Here is a 13,402-nt window from a genome sequence, read left to right on the forward strand (position 1 = left end):
GAAAACCGGGGTGCAATGACGAATGCGGGCTAAAGCCCCGCCGCCTCTATCGCCGCGAGCGCATTTGCAAGGCGCACATCACCCTCGCCCTCGACCCACGCCCACTTGAGCTTGCGCCGCTCCAGTTCGCCGATCGCGACATCCATAAACTGGCGACGCGCCGAATCGCTACCGAACAGCCGCGTCCCATCCTCTTCCCATGGTAGGTCCATCGCCGGCACCAGATACAGGTCGGCGACATCATCCCACGCCTCGATCTCGGGCAGCCGTTCGCCGAGCAGCATCACCGCCCACGCCTGCGTCATCAGCGGGTCTGTGTCGGAAATCAGCCACGCCGGCCGCCGCGCCAACGCCACCTGCGTCGCCGCGAAATGACCGCGGAAAATCGCCCGCAGATCGTCAGCCTCAAGATCGGTGCCGTGCGCTTCGCAATAAGCGCGGCCATATTCGGGAACGACCAGCCCGCCCAACCGCGCGGCGATCCGCGGCGCGAGTGCTGATTTTCCGGTGCTTTCGGCACCGTGGAGGCAGATATGGTGCGTCATGCCGGCACCCCTTCCCCCGGCGCCTCTCCCCGCGCTGCCGCGCGGCGCCACTCGATCAGCCCGGCGATCGAAATGCCCAGCAACAGCACATAGACCGCGCTCGTCGCATAAAGCCCGCGCCACGCGAACAGCGGTACCGCGATCAGGTCGACGAAAATCCACAGCCACCAGCTTTCGACACGGCGCCGCGCGAGCAGTCCTTGCGCGGCGATGCTCGCCATCGCGATCGCCCCATCGGCCCATGGCGCCGCCGCGTCGGTGAAGCGGTGCATGCCGAAACTCCACGCCAGCCACGCCGCAACCGTCGCCCCGCCCCAAAGCCAGCGGTCACGCGTCGTCATCACTCCGACCGGCACGCCGCTATCGCCGCGCGCGCGCAGCCAATTGGTCCAGCCATAGATATTGAGCGCGAAGAAAAAGCCCTGGAGCAACATGTCGCTGTAGAGCCGCGCGTCATAGAAGACGATGGCATAAAGGCTGACCGCAGCGAGCGCGAAAGGATAGTTCCAGACGCTTCGCCGCGCGACGAGCGCGACATTGACCAGCACCAGCGCGGCCGCCATCCACTCGAGTTCGCTCATGCGTCGGCCCCGTATCGCGGCCGCGTCCACAGCCCGTCACGGCTGATCCGCCGCTGCGGCGGACGGCGCAGCACCGACCAGCCGGCACGCGCGACCCAGCCGAGTTTGGCGATCGGCGACGTTCCCGCGCGGTGATCCCACGCATGGTCGCCGCGCGCGCGCACTTCGCGCGCGATGTCGCCATAGATGCCCGTCGCGGCGAGAACCGCCCAGCGGCTGCGCGGGGGAAGCTTGCGCGCGCCCCAGCGCGCCGATGCCTCATATTCCTCGGCCATTTCGGACAGCCATTTCGCCATTACCGACAGCCGTCCGCGAAATGCGGGGTGCATATGCTGCCCCGGCGGAATATCGAGTTCGACCATCCATTCGACCGGCAGGTAGCAGCGATCGACGGCGGCATCCTCGGCCACGTCGCGCGCGATGTTGGCGAGCTGGAACGCAATGCCGAGGTCCGACGCGCGGTCGAGCGTCGTTTCATCCGCAGGGTCGATGCCCATGACGAGCGCCATCGCAACCCCGACCGCGCCCGCGACATGATAGCTGTAACGCAGCAGATCGGCCTCGCTGCGCGGACGCCAATCGTTCGCGTCGAGCGCGAAGCCCGCGATGATATCGTCGATCACCGCGCGCGGAATATCGACCTCGGTGAGCAGCAGCCCGAGCGCATCGAACGCAGCCTCGCCGGTCGGCTGCCCCGCAAAGGCCGCGTCGGTCAGCGACCGGATGCGATCCAGCGCGGCACTCGCATCATGCCCCTCGCGCATCGCGCCGCCATGATCCTGCCCGTCGGTCAGATCGTCGGCGGCGCGGCACCAGGCATAGAGGAGCCACACGCGTTCGCGCGTGATGCGGTCGAACAACTGGCTGGCGAGTGCAAAACTTTTGGACCCGCGCGCGATGCTGTCGTGGGCGAAACCATGGAGGGCGTGCGCGTCATAGACCCCCTCCACCATCATTACAGATCGTCGGCCTTCATCGCGAAGATCGGAGCGTGCGGCTCATACGCCGCCATCTTGTCGAGCAATTCGTCGATCCCGGCATCGACGACCATGATCCCTGCGTGCGCGGGGCGGATGAAACCCACGTCGATCATTTTCCGGTTGAAGGCGATGAGGTCGTTATAGAAACCCGCAGCGTTGAGCAGCCCGACGGGCTTGGCGTGATAGCCAAGCTGCGCCCAGCTGATCGCCTCCCACAATTCGTCCATCGTCCCGACGCCGCCGGGGATGGTCAGGAAACCGTCCGACAGGTCGGTGAACATACGCTTGCGTTCATGCATGCCCGACACGACGTGGAGCTCGGTGCAGCCGCGATGCGCAACCTCGGTGCCAACGAGCGCTTCGGGGATCACCCCGATCACCTCGCCACCGACTTCAAGGGCGCTGTCTGCGACCGCGCCCATCAGCCCGAGCCGGCCGCCGCCATAGACGACGCCAATCCCGCGCTCGGCTAGCGTGCGGCCGACGTGGCGCGCAGTTTCGATATAGATCGGATCGGAGGGGGTCGCGGACCCGCAATAGACAGCAAGGCGTTTCATAAACCCTCCCTTACCCGTTCGTATCGAGCGAAGTCGAGACACCCCGCGTCAATTCCCGACAGAATGGGCTTCGCGACTTCGCCTGAAGCGAATGGAAACAATCAGTCGAGCGTTCCCAACATCAACGCCGCCGTCGCCTTTGCGCTGCCGACGACCCCCGGAATCCCTGCGCCCGGATGCGTCCCCGCGCCGACGAAATAGAGATTGCCGATCACATCGTCGCGGTTGTGCGCGCGGAACCACGCGCTTTGCCACAGCACCGGCTCAAGGCTGAACGCGCTGCCGAGATGCGCCGACAGGTCGCGACCGAAATCAGCGGGGGTGTAGTGGAAGCGGGTGACGAGGCTGGCGCGTAGGCCGGGCAGGACGCGCCGCTCGACCTCTTCGAGTATCGCATCGGCGAAGCGCGCGCCGAAATCGCCGTCCCAATCGGCCTGCGCCTTCCCCAGATGCGCGACCGGCGCGAGCGCATAGAAGCTAGCATGGCCCGGCGGCGCCATGCCGGGGTCGGTCGCAGTCGGATGGTGGAGATAGAGCGAGAAATCATCGGGCACGACGCCGTTTTTGTAGATGTCGTCGAGCAAGCCCTTGTAGCGCGGGCCAAAGAGAATGCTGTGGTGCGCAATGCCGGGATAATCGCCCTTCACCCCGAAATGGACGACGAACAGCGACGGCGACCAGCGCTTGCGCGCGAGGCTCTTTGCGACCTTCCGCCCGCGTGGATGTTCCGCCAGCAGCGCCGTGTAGCTGTGCATCAGATCACCGTTACACGCGACCATATCGGCTTCGCCATGCCAGCCGCTCGCCGTCGCCACCCCCGTCGCGCGGTCGCCCGCGGTTTCGATTTTCACCACCGGATCGCCGAGGCGCAGCGTCCCGCCCAATCGCTCGAACAGCCGAACCATGCCCGCAACCAGCGCATTGGTGCCGCCGCGCGCGAACCAGACCCCGCCCTGCTTCTCGATCGTGTGGATCAGCGCGTAAATCGCGCTCGTCGTCATCGGATTGCCGCCGACGAGCAGGCTGTGGAACGACAGCGCCTGCCGCAACCGCTCATCCTGCACATAGGAAGAGACGACCGAATAGACGCTGCGCCACGCCTGATATTTCATCAGCGCGGGCGCCGCCTTGATCATCGACGCGAAGTCGAGAAAGGCCACCGCGCCGAGCTTCACATAGCCCTGCTCGTACACGCCCTTCGAATATGCGAGGAAGCGGTCATATCCCGCAACATCGGCGGGATGGAGCTTCGCAATCTCCGCCCGCAGCGCGGCCTCATCGTTCGAATAATCGAAGTTCGTCCCGTCGGGCCAGTGGAGCCGATAAAAGGGCATCACCGGGACCAGATCGACGTCGGCCGCCATCTCCTGCCCACTCAGCGCCCAAAGCTCTTCAAGGCAGGGCGGATCGGTGATCACCGTCGGCCCGGCGTCAAAGGTGAAGCCGCCCTGTTTCCAGTGATAGGCGCGCCCGCCGGGCTGGTCGCGTGCCTCGACGATGGTCGTCGCCACCCCCGCCGACTGCAAGCGGATCGCGAGCGCTAGCCCGCCAAAACCGGCGCCGATGACGATCGCGCTGCGCGTCATTTCCAGTCGAATTTCGATAGCGCCGCAATCGCACGGCCGACCGGCACCGGCGGCTTGCCCGACAGGATACGGAGCTTGTCGCCGCGGGTCGAGCGCCCGGCATAGAAGCGCGCGATCAATCCCGGGGCCAAGCGATAGAAGCGCGCGAAGACGCGATAGCGCTCGGCCGGATCGGCAGCGCGGAACAGCATCGCGCCGAGCATCCGGTAGAAGCGCTGGCGCCGCCACCCCGCCGCCGCGCGATCGCGCAACGCCGCAGGCAGATCGGCGCGGCTTGCCAGTTCGGGCAGCGCCGACGCAGTCCGCACCGCATCGGGCAGCGAATAGCCGGTGGTCGCATGGAACGCCCCCGCGCGCGCGCCGATCCGCGCAGTGCGGTCAGAGGCGGGCCACAGCCGGTCAAAATCGCCCGCGATCACCACCGGCAGCACCCCCGTCTCCTCGCGCGTTACCGCCGTCACGCCCCATCCCCGCGCCGCGGCATAGGCCGCGATCCGATCGCCGACCGCCGCCTCGTCGAGATCGGCGGCGTCGCTGTAATAAGTGTCCTCGACGAACAAGGTCTCGGCATCGAGGGGGAGCAAATAGACGAAACGATAGCCGTCCAGCTGCTCGACGGTCGCGTCCATCACGACCGGATGCGCGACGCCGTGCCCACCCTTGACCGTCAACGCCTGTCCGACGAATTTCTGCCAGCCGCAGTCGAGCGTCGGAAATTTGCCCGCCCCGCGCGCGTCAATGACGTGCCGCGCCGACAGTCGCCCGCCGCGCGCCAGCAATATATGATCGGGGGCGACATGCTTCGCGCGGTCGGCGATGATCCGCTCAGCGGGCAGCGCCGCCGCGACCGCACTCGCCAGCGCCTCACCGGTGATGCTCTTGTAACCCATTTTGAGCGTGCGGCGGTGCCCAGGAAAGGCGACGTCATAGGCGCCCCAATGATGGCGGACGAGCGGCGCGACGAGCCAGCGGTCGCCCTTCGCGATGTCGCTGTCGAAGAAGGACCAGATATGATTTCCGCCGATCGGGCCGGGTTCGACCAGCCGCACATCGAGGTCGGGGCGTTTCGCCGCGAGCGCCAGCGCGGCGAGGCCGCCCGCCAGCCCGCCGCCGACAATCGCGATATCGCAGGGCAGAAGGTCGGTCGCGGCCATGCCCCAGCCCTAGCCGCGCGAGCGCGCAACCGCTATCGCTTCGTGCATGGCCGCCCTGTTTTTCTCCGCACTCGCAATGACCGCCATTGTCGGCGTGCGCTATCTGATCAGCAGCGGCGCCTTTGCCTTTGCCACAAAGCTGAAGCACCCGGGCCTCTATCGCGGGCTCGAACCCCAGATGCGGCGCGAGATCGGCTGGAGCCTCGCCAGCGCCGCCATCTATGGCATCCCCGCAGGTATCGTCGCCTGGGGGTGGCAGGCGCGTGGCTGGACGCGCATCTATACCGACCTTCACGCCTTTCCGCTCTGGTATCTGCCGGTCAGCCTGCTTGCCTGTCTGCTGATCCACGACGCGTGGTTTTACTGGACCCACCGCTGGATGCACCGCCCCGCGCTGTTCCGCATCGCGCACGCGGTCCATCACGACAGCCGCCCGCCGACGGCGTGGGCGGCGATGAGCTTCCATCCCGTCGAGGCGGTGACCGGCGCGATCGTCATTCCGGCGCTCGTATTCCTGATCCCGATCCATGTCGCGGTACTCGGGCTTATCCTCACCATCATGACGATCATGGGGGTCGGCAATCATATGGGGTGGGAGATGTTTCCGCGCGCGCTGGTCCATGGACCCGCAGGCCGCTGGCTGATAACCGCGACGCACCATCAGCAGCATCACGCCGCTTACCGGGGGAATTATGGGCTCTATTTCCGTTTCTGGGACAAGGTGTGCGGCACCGATCTGGGCCTTGGTCGCTTTGCCGCTGCTGACCGCAAGCGCAGCGCCGCCGACGGTTGAGGTCAGCGTCACCGGACTGCGCAGCATGAAGGGGCAGTTGCTGGTGTGCCTGACCACCAACCCCAAGGCCTTTCCCGATTGCAGCAAGGACAAGGGATCGGTGCGGATGGCGGTGAAGGCCACGAACGCCGGTGATTTTACCGTCACCGCGCCAGCAAACGGGACCTATGCGATCGCGGTCGTCCATGACGAGAATGGCAACAACAAGATGGACGTTGCGATCTTCCTGCCAAAGGAAGGCTTCGGCTTTTCGCGCAACCCGACCATCACCGTCGGCCCACCCAGCTTCAAATCGGCGAGCTTCGCCGTGACGGGCGACACGCGTCAGGCGATCAAGATGAAATATATGCTCTAGTGAGCGGGAGAAGGCCCGGCTAAAGCAACGCGCGTGACCGCGTTATCCTCCCGCATCGCCGCTTTCGCCGACCGCTGGCCAAAGCTGTTGGCCCTGACGCTGGGCCTTGTCTCGGCGACCGGTTTTGCGCCGCTCCACCTATGGCCGCTGACCTTGCTGGCGCTCGCCGGATGGATGGCGCTCGTCGCGCGAGCCCCGCGCGGCTGGCGCGCCTTCGGCACCGGCTGGGCGTTCGGGGTCGGCCATTTCGTCGCGGGGCTGAGCTGGATCGCCACCGCCTTCACCTATCAGGCAGCCATGCCCGCGTGGCTCGGCTGGATCGCGGTCGTGCTGCTGTCGCTCTTCCTCGCCGTCTATCCGGCGCTCGCGGCGTGGGGCACATGGGCGGTGACCAAATTCGTTGCCCCTGCGAAAGCAGGGGCCGCTGGAGGCGCGACGCCGACCGCCCCTGCTTTCTCGGGAGCGACGCTGTCCTTCATCCTCGCCTTCGCCGCGCTGTGGACGCTGGCCGAATGGCTGCGGAGCTGGCTCTTCACCGGTTTTGCCTGGAATCCCCTGAGCGTGATCGCCGTTCCCTGGTTTGCAGCGCCATCGCGCTGGATCGGGACCTATGGCACCAGCGGCCTTGTCTTCCTCGCCGCCGCCATCCTCCTGCTCGCTTGCAACCACCGGCGCGCCGTTGCCCTCGCCCTTTTCGGCACGCTATTCGCGACGTGGAGTGCCGCAACGCTGGTCCAATTGGGCGACAGTGTCGACGCCGCGGTCCGGAGCAAAGGTCCCACGGATGCGCGAACCGCGATCACCGTCGTCCAGCCCAATGTCGGGCAGCAGGACAAATGGGTCGGCGGCAAGGCCGACGCCAATTTCGCCAAGCTCGCGCAGCTGACAGCGCCCAAGAACAATACACCACGCCTGATCCTGTGGCCCGAGGCGGCAATCCCAGACTATCTCGAAACCGGCTATCCCTCGGTCTATTATGACCGCTCGCCCGCCGAGGCGCGCGGACGGCTCACCGATTTGATGAACCCGGACGACCTGATGCTGCTCGGCGCGCTCAAGCTCGAACTCGACAAGACGGGCGAGGTCGTCGGCGCGCGCAACGCGGCAATGACCGTCCACGCCGACGGCACGCTCGGCCCGCGTTACGACAAGGCGCACCTCGTCCCTTACGGCGAATATCTGCCGATGCGGCCCCTGCTCTCGGCGCTTGGCCTGTCGCGGCTCGCGCCCGGCGATATTGATTTCTGGCCCGGCCCGGGGTCACGCACGCTCGACCTTGGCGCCTTCGGCCGGGTTGGCCTGCAAATCTGTTACGAGATCATCTTTTCGGGGCAGGTCGTCGACCGCGCGAACCGTCCCGATTTCATCTTCAATCCGTCGAACGACGCCTGGTTCGGCGCGTGGGGGCCGCCGCAGCATCTGGCGCAGGCACGGCTCCGCGCGATCGAGGAAGGGCTGCCCGTCGTGCGTGCGACCCCGACCGGGATCAGCGCGGTAATCGACGCCGATGGCCGGGTGCTGGAATCACTTCCGATGCACCGCGCTGGCCGCATCGACACCACACTCCCGCCGCCGCACGCCCCGACGCTGTTCGCCCGCTTCGGCAACATTCTGCCCGTCGGATTTGCGTTGCTGCTGCTCGCGCTGGCCATTGCTTTTCGGCGGCGCGGACGCTAACAGCGCGGCCACATAAACTTTTCTTTATATCCGATTCAAAGAAAGTCTCCCATGCGCAACAGCTTCCTTTTCACCTCCGAAAGCGTGTCCGAAGGACATCCCGACAAGGTGTCGGACCAGATCAGCGACTCGATCGTCGATCTTTTCCTGTCCAAGGATTCCGAAGCGCGCGTGGCGTGCGAAACGCTGACCACGACCCAGCTCGTTGTCCTCGCCGGCGAAATCCGCTGCAAGGGCGTGTTCGAGAACGACCAGTGGGCCCCGGGTGCACTCGAGGAAATCGAAGCCACCGTGCGCAACACGGTTCGCGAAATCGGCTATGAACAGGACGGCTTCCACTGGGAAACCTTCCGCTTCGAAAACAACCTCCACGGCCAGTCGGCACACATCGCGCAGGGCGTCGATGAAAGCGGCGACAAGGACGAAGGCGCCGGCGATCAGGGCATCATGTTCGGCTATGCGTCGGACGAAACCCCCGACCTGATGCCCGCAACGCTCGACTACAGCCACAAGATCCTCGAGCGCATGGCCGCCGACCGCAAGGCCGGGAACGCCCCCTTCCTTGAGCCCGACACCAAGAGCCAGGTCACGCTGCGTTACGCCAATGAGCGCCCGGTCGAGGCGACCGCGATCGTCGTGTCGACCCAGCATGCGCCGGGTTACTTCTTCCACAATGGCGAAGGCGACGAAGCGAAATATCTGGAACTGCGCAATTATGTGCTGCGCGTGATCGCCGATGTTCTGCCCGCCGAGCTGCTGACCGCCAACACCGTTTATCATATCAACCCGACCGGCCGCTTCGAAATCGGCGGCCCCGACGGCGACGCGGGCCTCACCGGCCGCAAGATCATCGTCGATACCTATGGCGGCGCGAGCCCGCATGGCGGCGGCGCATTCAGCGGCAAGGACCCGACCAAGGTCGACCGTTCGGCGGCATACATCACGCGTTATCTGGCGAAGAATATCGTCGCCGCGGGCCTCGCGCGCCGCTGCACCATTCAGCTGAGCTATGCGATCGGCGTTGCCGAGCCGCTGTCGATTTATGTCGATCTGCACGGCACCGGCAATGTCGACGAAGGCAAACTGGAGGCCGTGATTCCGCAGCTCGTGCGCCTGACGCCAAAGGGCATCCGTACCCACCTCGGCCTCAACAAGCCTATCTACAAACAGACTGCAGCTTACGGCCATTTCGGCCGCACCGCGACCGGCGACGCCTTCCCCTGGGAGCGCACCGACCTGGTTGACCAGTTGAAGGCCGCACTCGCCGACTGAGGCCTGTTTTGATACCATATCGTACCGGGTGGCGGGTTGCCGCCGCCCGGTCTCGCGGCTAATGCGCGCGGCATGACTGCGTATAAATCCGGCGACCCGTCCACGATCAACCGCCTCTATGGCCGCTCAAAGGGCAAACCCCTGCGCGCAGGGCAACAGGATCTCATCGACAATCTGCTGCCGCAGATCGCGGTGCCCTATGAAGGCGACGTCACCGCCGAAGCGCTCTTCGGTTACGACCGGCCGCTGCATTTCGAAATCGGCTTTGGCGGCGGCGAGCATATGACCGGGCGCGCCGACATGCTACCCGACCATGGTTTCATCGGCGCCGAACCCTTTATCAACGGCGTCGCGCAGGCGCTCGTTCATGTCGCTGGCGATCATGGCGAGCGGCTGCCGCTCGGCAATGTCCGTATCCATCATGGCGATGCGCTGGAGGTACTGCGCCGTATCCCCGACGGCACGCTCAGCTTCGCCTATCTGCTCCACCCCGACCCTTGGCCCAAGGCGCGCCATGCGAAGCGGCGGATGATGAACGACGGCCCGCTTGACCTGATCGCGGCGAAGCTCAAGCCCGGCGGCGAATTCCGTTTCGGCACCGACCATCCCGTCTATGTCGCGCACGCACTGATGGTGATGCGCCGCCATCGCCACCAGTTCGAATGGCTGGCGCAGGATGCGCAGGATTTCCTCGTCCGCCCCGGCGGCTGGCCCGAGACCCGCTATGAGGCCAAGGCACGGACGCTGGGGCACGAGGTTTGGTACTTCCGCTATCGGCGGAAAGCCTGACGCCCGATTTTCCGGCACGCATACAAATCGGGGCGGCCCCTTTGCGGGTGCCGCCCCAGTTGTGTGTCCGTCGGGAGAGGGAGAGGACGGACCGGAGATGGGTGTCGTGGATGCGTCGTGGGCTTAGCGGGCAGCAACCTGGCTGTCGGCTTGGGCTTCGGTAGCGCCGGCGAGCTTCAGCGCGGCGCGGAACTGCTTGGCAGCAGCGCGTTCATTGCCCGCTTCGCACAGCTTGTTGCCGGTCGAAACAAAGCGCTTGGCGCTGGCCTGCTTGCCACTTTCGGCACTGTCTGCGGCGGTGCGTGCCTGATCGGCAAGGCCAGCGCAGCGATAGTCAGCGCCCGACTGGGCATAGGCCGGCGAGGCAGAGGCCATCAAACCGGTGAAAGCGAGCGCCGATGCGGCAACAATGGCAAAAGCAGTGGGAAAGCGGCGGAAAGAGGAGAGCTGATAGGCCATGGGAGAGGTTCCTTTCGTTTCGTTGTGCAACCTTTTTAGCTGCGCTTGCGCACTTAGATAATCCTCTATAATCTGCAAGTGGCTTGAAGCAGGATTTAACAATCCCCCATGGGGTGCTCGACGGGATCGAGGCTTTCCTGCGTGTCGCGGAGCGGCGGAGCTTTTCCGCTGCGGCCGCCGACCTTGGCGTTTCCCCTTCGGCGATCAGCCAGACGATCAAGGGCCTTGAAGCCCGCGTCGGCTCGCCTTTGTTCATGCGCACGACGCGCAGCGTCGGGCTGACCCAGGCGGGAGAAATGTTCCTCGAACGCGCCGCCCCGGCCTATGCCGGGCTCGCCGACGCCTATGAGGCCGCACGCAACCTTGGCAACCGTCCCGCCGGGCGGCTGCGTATCAACCTGATGCGCGGCGCGGTGCAGCCGCTGTTCGAACCGATCATCGCGGGCTTTTGCGATACCTATCCCGAGATCGAGCTGGAAATCTTCGCCGAAGACGCGCTGACCGACCTGAGCGCCGGCGGGTTCGACGCCGGGGTGCGGATGGGTGAGGCGCTGGAGGCCGACATGATCGCCGTCCGGCTGACCGGCCCGTTCCGCTTCGTCGTCGTCGCCACTCCCGCCTATCTTAAAAAGCACGGCCACCCGCAAAGCCCCGAGGAATTGCGAAGCCATCGCTGCGTCCGCATGCGCCTCGCCAGCGGCGCGATGCTGCCGTGGACGTTCGAACGCGGCAATCGCGAATTTGAAGTCGGGGTCACCGGCCCGGTGATCGTCAACGACTTCACTTCGCTGATGGTTGCGGTGCGCGCCGGAGTCGCGATGGGGATGCTCGCCGAACCCGTCGCCGAGGCGCTGGTCGCGTCGGGCGAGATCGAACTGGTGCTCGCCGACCACGCCCCTTCTACCTCGGGCCTGTTCCTCTATTACCCCAGCCGCAAGCAGGTGATGCCCAAATTGCGCGCTTTCATCGACTATGTGCGCGATTATCTTCCCGACAATCTAACCGACGGATAGATATTCCACTGGGCGCACAAACAAATCCCTTCACCGCCAGCAGGAAAATTGGGCTAGCGAATCCTCACAAAAACCGGCAGCTTGTTGTCAACTAAAACGGTTGGGATGATATTGTGCACGAAATTGCGGCGTTCGATCTTTCGGCGATCCTTCCCTTCATCCTGATCGGCTTCGCCGCGCAGCTGGTCGACGGCGCGCTCGGCATGGCGTTCGGCGTTATCTGCAACACTTTGCTCGTCGCGGTGATGGGCGTGCCGCCGGCAACAGCATCGGCGCGTATCCATGTCGTCGAGGTGTTCACCACTGCGGTGTCGGGGATCAGCCACCTGCTCCACCGCAATATCGAATGGCCGCTCTTCTTCCGCTTGCTCATTCCGGGCATTATCGGCGGCGTCAGCGGTGCCTATCTGCTGACATCGATCGACGGCAATGTCGTGAAGCCCTTCATCCTCGGCTATCTGGTCGCGGTCGGCCTGTGGCTGCTGTTCCGCGGCCTTTTCTATCCGCCGAAATTCCGCAAGCCCAAGGTGATTGCGCCGCTCGGCCTGATCGGCGGCTTCCTCGATGCCGCGGGCGGCGGCGGCTGGGGCCCTGTCGTCACCTCGAATCTGCTTGTTCAGGGCGCCGAGCCACGCAAGGTCGTCGGCACGGTCAACAGCGTCGAATTTTTCCTGACCCTCGCGGTGTCGGCGACCTTCATCTACCACCTCGGGCTGGCCGATATCGCCGGCGCGACCCTGGGCCTGCTCATCGGCGGCGTCGCCGCAGCGCCGCTCGGCGCCTTCATGGCGAAGCGCTTCTCGCCCAAGCTGCTGCTGGTGCTGGTCGGCGTGGTGCTGACCGCGACGAGCAGCTTTGGCCTGTGGAAATTCCTGGCAGGCTAGGTTTCGCGGCTGGCGCCGCAACCGGCGCCAGCCCCAATGGCCGCTTCGCCTAGTTCGCGGACCTTGTCTCGTCGATCTTGTCGACCCACTCGGGAAAGAATTCCGGCTCGCGCGATGACCAGCCGGGTGCGGTCGCGGCGGCTTCGCTGATCGACTGGAGCAGTATCTTGCGCTTGTCGGGGTGCAGGTGCGGCAACGACGCTGCGGCGCAGAACGCCCCCGGCAGCCACGGCCGCGCGTGCCCGCCGAGCAGACGCTCATACAGAAAGCGATAGGATGCGAAGTCCGGCAGGCGGTCCTGCCCCAGGTCAAAAGCCGACACAGCAATCAGCGGGGCCATGAAATGTTCGAGCGAGTCGAGCCCGCTGTCGTCGGGGACATGCGCGCGAATGTCGATCAATCGCTGATAGACGCGCGCCTGTACGCGGATCGCGGTTTCTTCGACCATGTCGCGCGACCAGCGCGAAATCGCATCGTCGCGCTCCAGCCCGATGTCGAGCGAGCGGCGGATATAACGCTGGGTCGCCGCTGGAAAGCCCGCGAATTCCTTGATTTCCGTAATCGACAGATCGCCTGCTGCCGGTCCCGAACGCGTCGCCATGGTCGTGCTCCCGCACGGCGCCCGAGGAGCCATCCCCCCGGAGGCCTGCATCCACCAGTTTGCCAGCAAAGAGGTTAGCGTCAAGTTAACCATGGCGACGGGAAATATTCAGCAAGTCGCCCGGGCGTTGCGCGGCGCCGCTCGCGGGCCTAATCA

15 protein-coding genes are annotated in these 13,402 nt (G+C 65.3%); 7 read left to right on the plus strand and 8 right to left on the minus strand.

Annotated elements, in window-relative coordinates; all coding sequences use genetic code 11:
• Positions 1–29: 29 nt before the first annotated feature.
• The 6 genes from AC1RRJ_RS20440 to crtY all read right to left on the minus strand — a co-directional run bounded on the left by AC1RRJ_RS20440 (position 30) and on the right by crtY (position 5,403).
• A complete protein-coding gene (locus tag AC1RRJ_RS20440) occupies positions 30–545 on the minus strand; it encodes an AAA family ATPase (RefSeq protein ID WP_493126142.1) in 516 nt (171 codons plus the stop codon).
• Positions 542–1,126 (minus strand): nicotinamide riboside transporter PnuC, encoded by a 585-nt coding sequence (gene pnuC, locus AC1RRJ_RS20445; protein WP_493126144.1) that lies wholly within the window; start codon positions 1,124–1,126, stop codon positions 542–544. Before pnuC ends, AC1RRJ_RS20440 begins: the two co-directional genes overlap by 4 nt.
• On the minus strand, positions 1,123–2,082 hold the full coding sequence (locus AC1RRJ_RS20450; protein ID WP_493126146.1) for a phytoene/squalene synthase family protein: 960 nt from the start codon (positions 2,080–2,082) through the stop codon (positions 1,123–1,125). The genes pnuC and AC1RRJ_RS20450 overlap by 4 nt, the downstream gene beginning before the upstream one ends.
• The gene (locus AC1RRJ_RS20455; RefSeq protein WP_493126148.1) at positions 2,082–2,663 is read right to left on the minus strand and encodes an LOG family protein; all 582 of its coding nucleotides are present in this window, start codon (positions 2,661–2,663) and stop codon (positions 2,082–2,084) included. Before AC1RRJ_RS20455 ends, AC1RRJ_RS20450 begins: the two co-directional genes overlap by 1 nt.
• 101 nt (positions 2,664–2,764) lie before the next feature.
• Positions 2,765–4,249, minus strand: a complete 1,485-nt coding sequence (locus tag AC1RRJ_RS20460) for a phytoene desaturase (protein ID WP_493126150.1) — start codon at positions 4,247–4,249, stop codon at positions 2,765–2,767.
• Positions 4,246–5,403 (minus strand): lycopene beta-cyclase CrtY, encoded by a 1,158-nt coding sequence (gene crtY / locus AC1RRJ_RS20465; protein WP_493126152.1) that lies wholly within the window; start codon positions 5,401–5,403, stop codon positions 4,246–4,248. Before crtY ends, AC1RRJ_RS20460 begins: the two co-directional genes overlap by 4 nt.
• A 46-nt stretch (positions 5,404–5,449) precedes the next feature.
• Here crtY and AC1RRJ_RS20470 point away from each other — a divergent pair, with 46 nt between their 5' ends.
• The 5 genes from AC1RRJ_RS20470 to trmB all read left to right on the plus strand — a co-directional run bounded on the left by AC1RRJ_RS20470 (position 5,450) and on the right by trmB (position 10,289).
• The gene (locus AC1RRJ_RS20470; RefSeq protein WP_493126154.1) at positions 5,450–6,196 is read left to right on the plus strand and encodes a sterol desaturase family protein; all 747 of its coding nucleotides are present in this window, start codon (positions 5,450–5,452) and stop codon (positions 6,194–6,196) included.
• Positions 6,147–6,551, plus strand: coding sequence for a DUF2141 domain-containing protein (locus AC1RRJ_RS20475; RefSeq protein WP_493126156.1), 405 nt, complete (start codon positions 6,147–6,149; stop codon positions 6,549–6,551). The genes AC1RRJ_RS20470 and AC1RRJ_RS20475 overlap by 50 nt, the downstream gene beginning before the upstream one ends.
• Positions 6,552–6,584: 33 nt before the next feature.
• The gene (lnt, locus tag AC1RRJ_RS20480; RefSeq protein ID WP_493126157.1) at positions 6,585–8,228 is read left to right on the plus strand and encodes an apolipoprotein N-acyltransferase; all 1,644 of its coding nucleotides are present in this window, start codon (positions 6,585–6,587) and stop codon (positions 8,226–8,228) included.
• Between the two features lie 51 nt (positions 8,229–8,279).
• The gene (metK, locus tag AC1RRJ_RS20485) at positions 8,280–9,500 is read left to right on the plus strand and encodes a methionine adenosyltransferase (RefSeq protein WP_493126158.1); all 1,221 of its coding nucleotides are present in this window, start codon (positions 8,280–8,282) and stop codon (positions 9,498–9,500) included.
• 72 nt (positions 9,501–9,572) lie between these two features.
• Positions 9,573–10,289, plus strand: coding sequence for a tRNA (guanine(46)-N(7))-methyltransferase TrmB (gene trmB / locus AC1RRJ_RS20490; RefSeq protein WP_493126159.1), 717 nt, complete (start codon positions 9,573–9,575; stop codon positions 10,287–10,289).
• A gap of 123 nt (positions 10,290–10,412) precedes the next feature.
• Here the strand turns inward: trmB and AC1RRJ_RS20495 are convergent, their stop codons facing one another.
• The gene (locus AC1RRJ_RS20495) at positions 10,413–10,748 is read right to left on the minus strand and encodes a hypothetical protein (RefSeq protein WP_493126160.1); all 336 of its coding nucleotides are present in this window, start codon (positions 10,746–10,748) and stop codon (positions 10,413–10,415) included.
• 83 nt (positions 10,749–10,831) lie between these two features.
• Here AC1RRJ_RS20495 and AC1RRJ_RS20500 point away from each other — a divergent pair, with 83 nt between their 5' ends.
• Both AC1RRJ_RS20500 and AC1RRJ_RS20505 read left to right on the plus strand, forming a co-directional pair.
• The gene (locus AC1RRJ_RS20500; protein WP_493126161.1) at positions 10,832–11,761 is read left to right on the plus strand and encodes a LysR family transcriptional regulator; all 930 of its coding nucleotides are present in this window, start codon (positions 10,832–10,834) and stop codon (positions 11,759–11,761) included.
• A gap of 113 nt (positions 11,762–11,874) precedes the next feature.
• Complete coding sequence (locus AC1RRJ_RS20505) at positions 11,875–12,645, plus strand: sulfite exporter TauE/SafE family protein (RefSeq protein ID WP_493126163.1); 771 nt, start codon at positions 11,875–11,877, stop codon at positions 12,643–12,645.
• A 49-nt stretch (positions 12,646–12,694) separates the two neighbouring features.
• Here AC1RRJ_RS20505 and AC1RRJ_RS20510 read toward each other — a convergent pair whose 3' ends face one another.
• Positions 12,695–13,246: a hypothetical protein gene (locus AC1RRJ_RS20510; RefSeq protein WP_493126165.1), complete on the minus strand. Its 552-nt coding sequence runs from the start codon at positions 13,244–13,246 to the stop codon at positions 12,695–12,697.
• Positions 13,247–13,402 lie beyond the last annotated feature (156 nt).

The sequence above is a fragment of the Sphingopyxis sp. GW821-FHT12C06 genome, from assembly GCF_058807415.1.

Bases quoted from the DNA above. Each gene is read 5' to 3' on its own strand.
- AC1RRJ_RS20440 (WP_493126142.1), bottom strand. From the start codon at position 545: ATGACGCACCATATCTGCCTCCACGGTGCCGAAAGCACCGGAAAATCA.
- pnuC (WP_493126144.1), bottom strand. From the start codon at position 1,126: ATGAGCGAACTCGAGTGGATGGCGGCCGCGCTGGTGCTGGTCAATGTC.
- AC1RRJ_RS20450 (WP_493126146.1), bottom strand. From the start codon at position 2,082: ATGATGGTGGAGGGGGTCTATGACGCGCACGCCCTCCATGGTTTCGCC.
- AC1RRJ_RS20455 (WP_493126148.1), bottom strand. From the start codon at position 2,663: ATGAAACGCCTTGCTGTCTATTGCGGGTCCGCGACCCCCTCCGATCCG.
- AC1RRJ_RS20460 (WP_493126150.1), bottom strand. From the start codon at position 4,249: ATGACGCGCAGCGCGATCGTCATCGGCGCCGGTTTTGGCGGGCTAGCG.
- crtY (WP_493126152.1), bottom strand. From the start codon at position 5,403: ATGGCCGCGACCGACCTTCTGCCCTGCGATATCGCGATTGTCGGCGGC.
- AC1RRJ_RS20470 (WP_493126154.1), top strand. From the start codon at position 5,450: ATGGCCGCCCTGTTTTTCTCCGCACTCGCAATGACCGCCATTGTCGGC.
- metK (WP_493126158.1), top strand. From the start codon at position 8,280: ATGCGCAACAGCTTCCTTTTCACCTCCGAAAGCGTGTCCGAAGGACAT.
- trmB (WP_493126159.1), top strand. From the start codon at position 9,573: ATGACTGCGTATAAATCCGGCGACCCGTCCACGATCAACCGCCTCTAT.
- AC1RRJ_RS20495 (WP_493126160.1), bottom strand. From the start codon at position 10,748: ATGGCCTATCAGCTCTCCTCTTTCCGCCGCTTTCCCACTGCTTTTGCC.
- AC1RRJ_RS20510 (WP_493126165.1), bottom strand. From the start codon at position 13,246: ATGGCGACGCGTTCGGGACCGGCAGCAGGCGATCTGTCGATTACGGAA.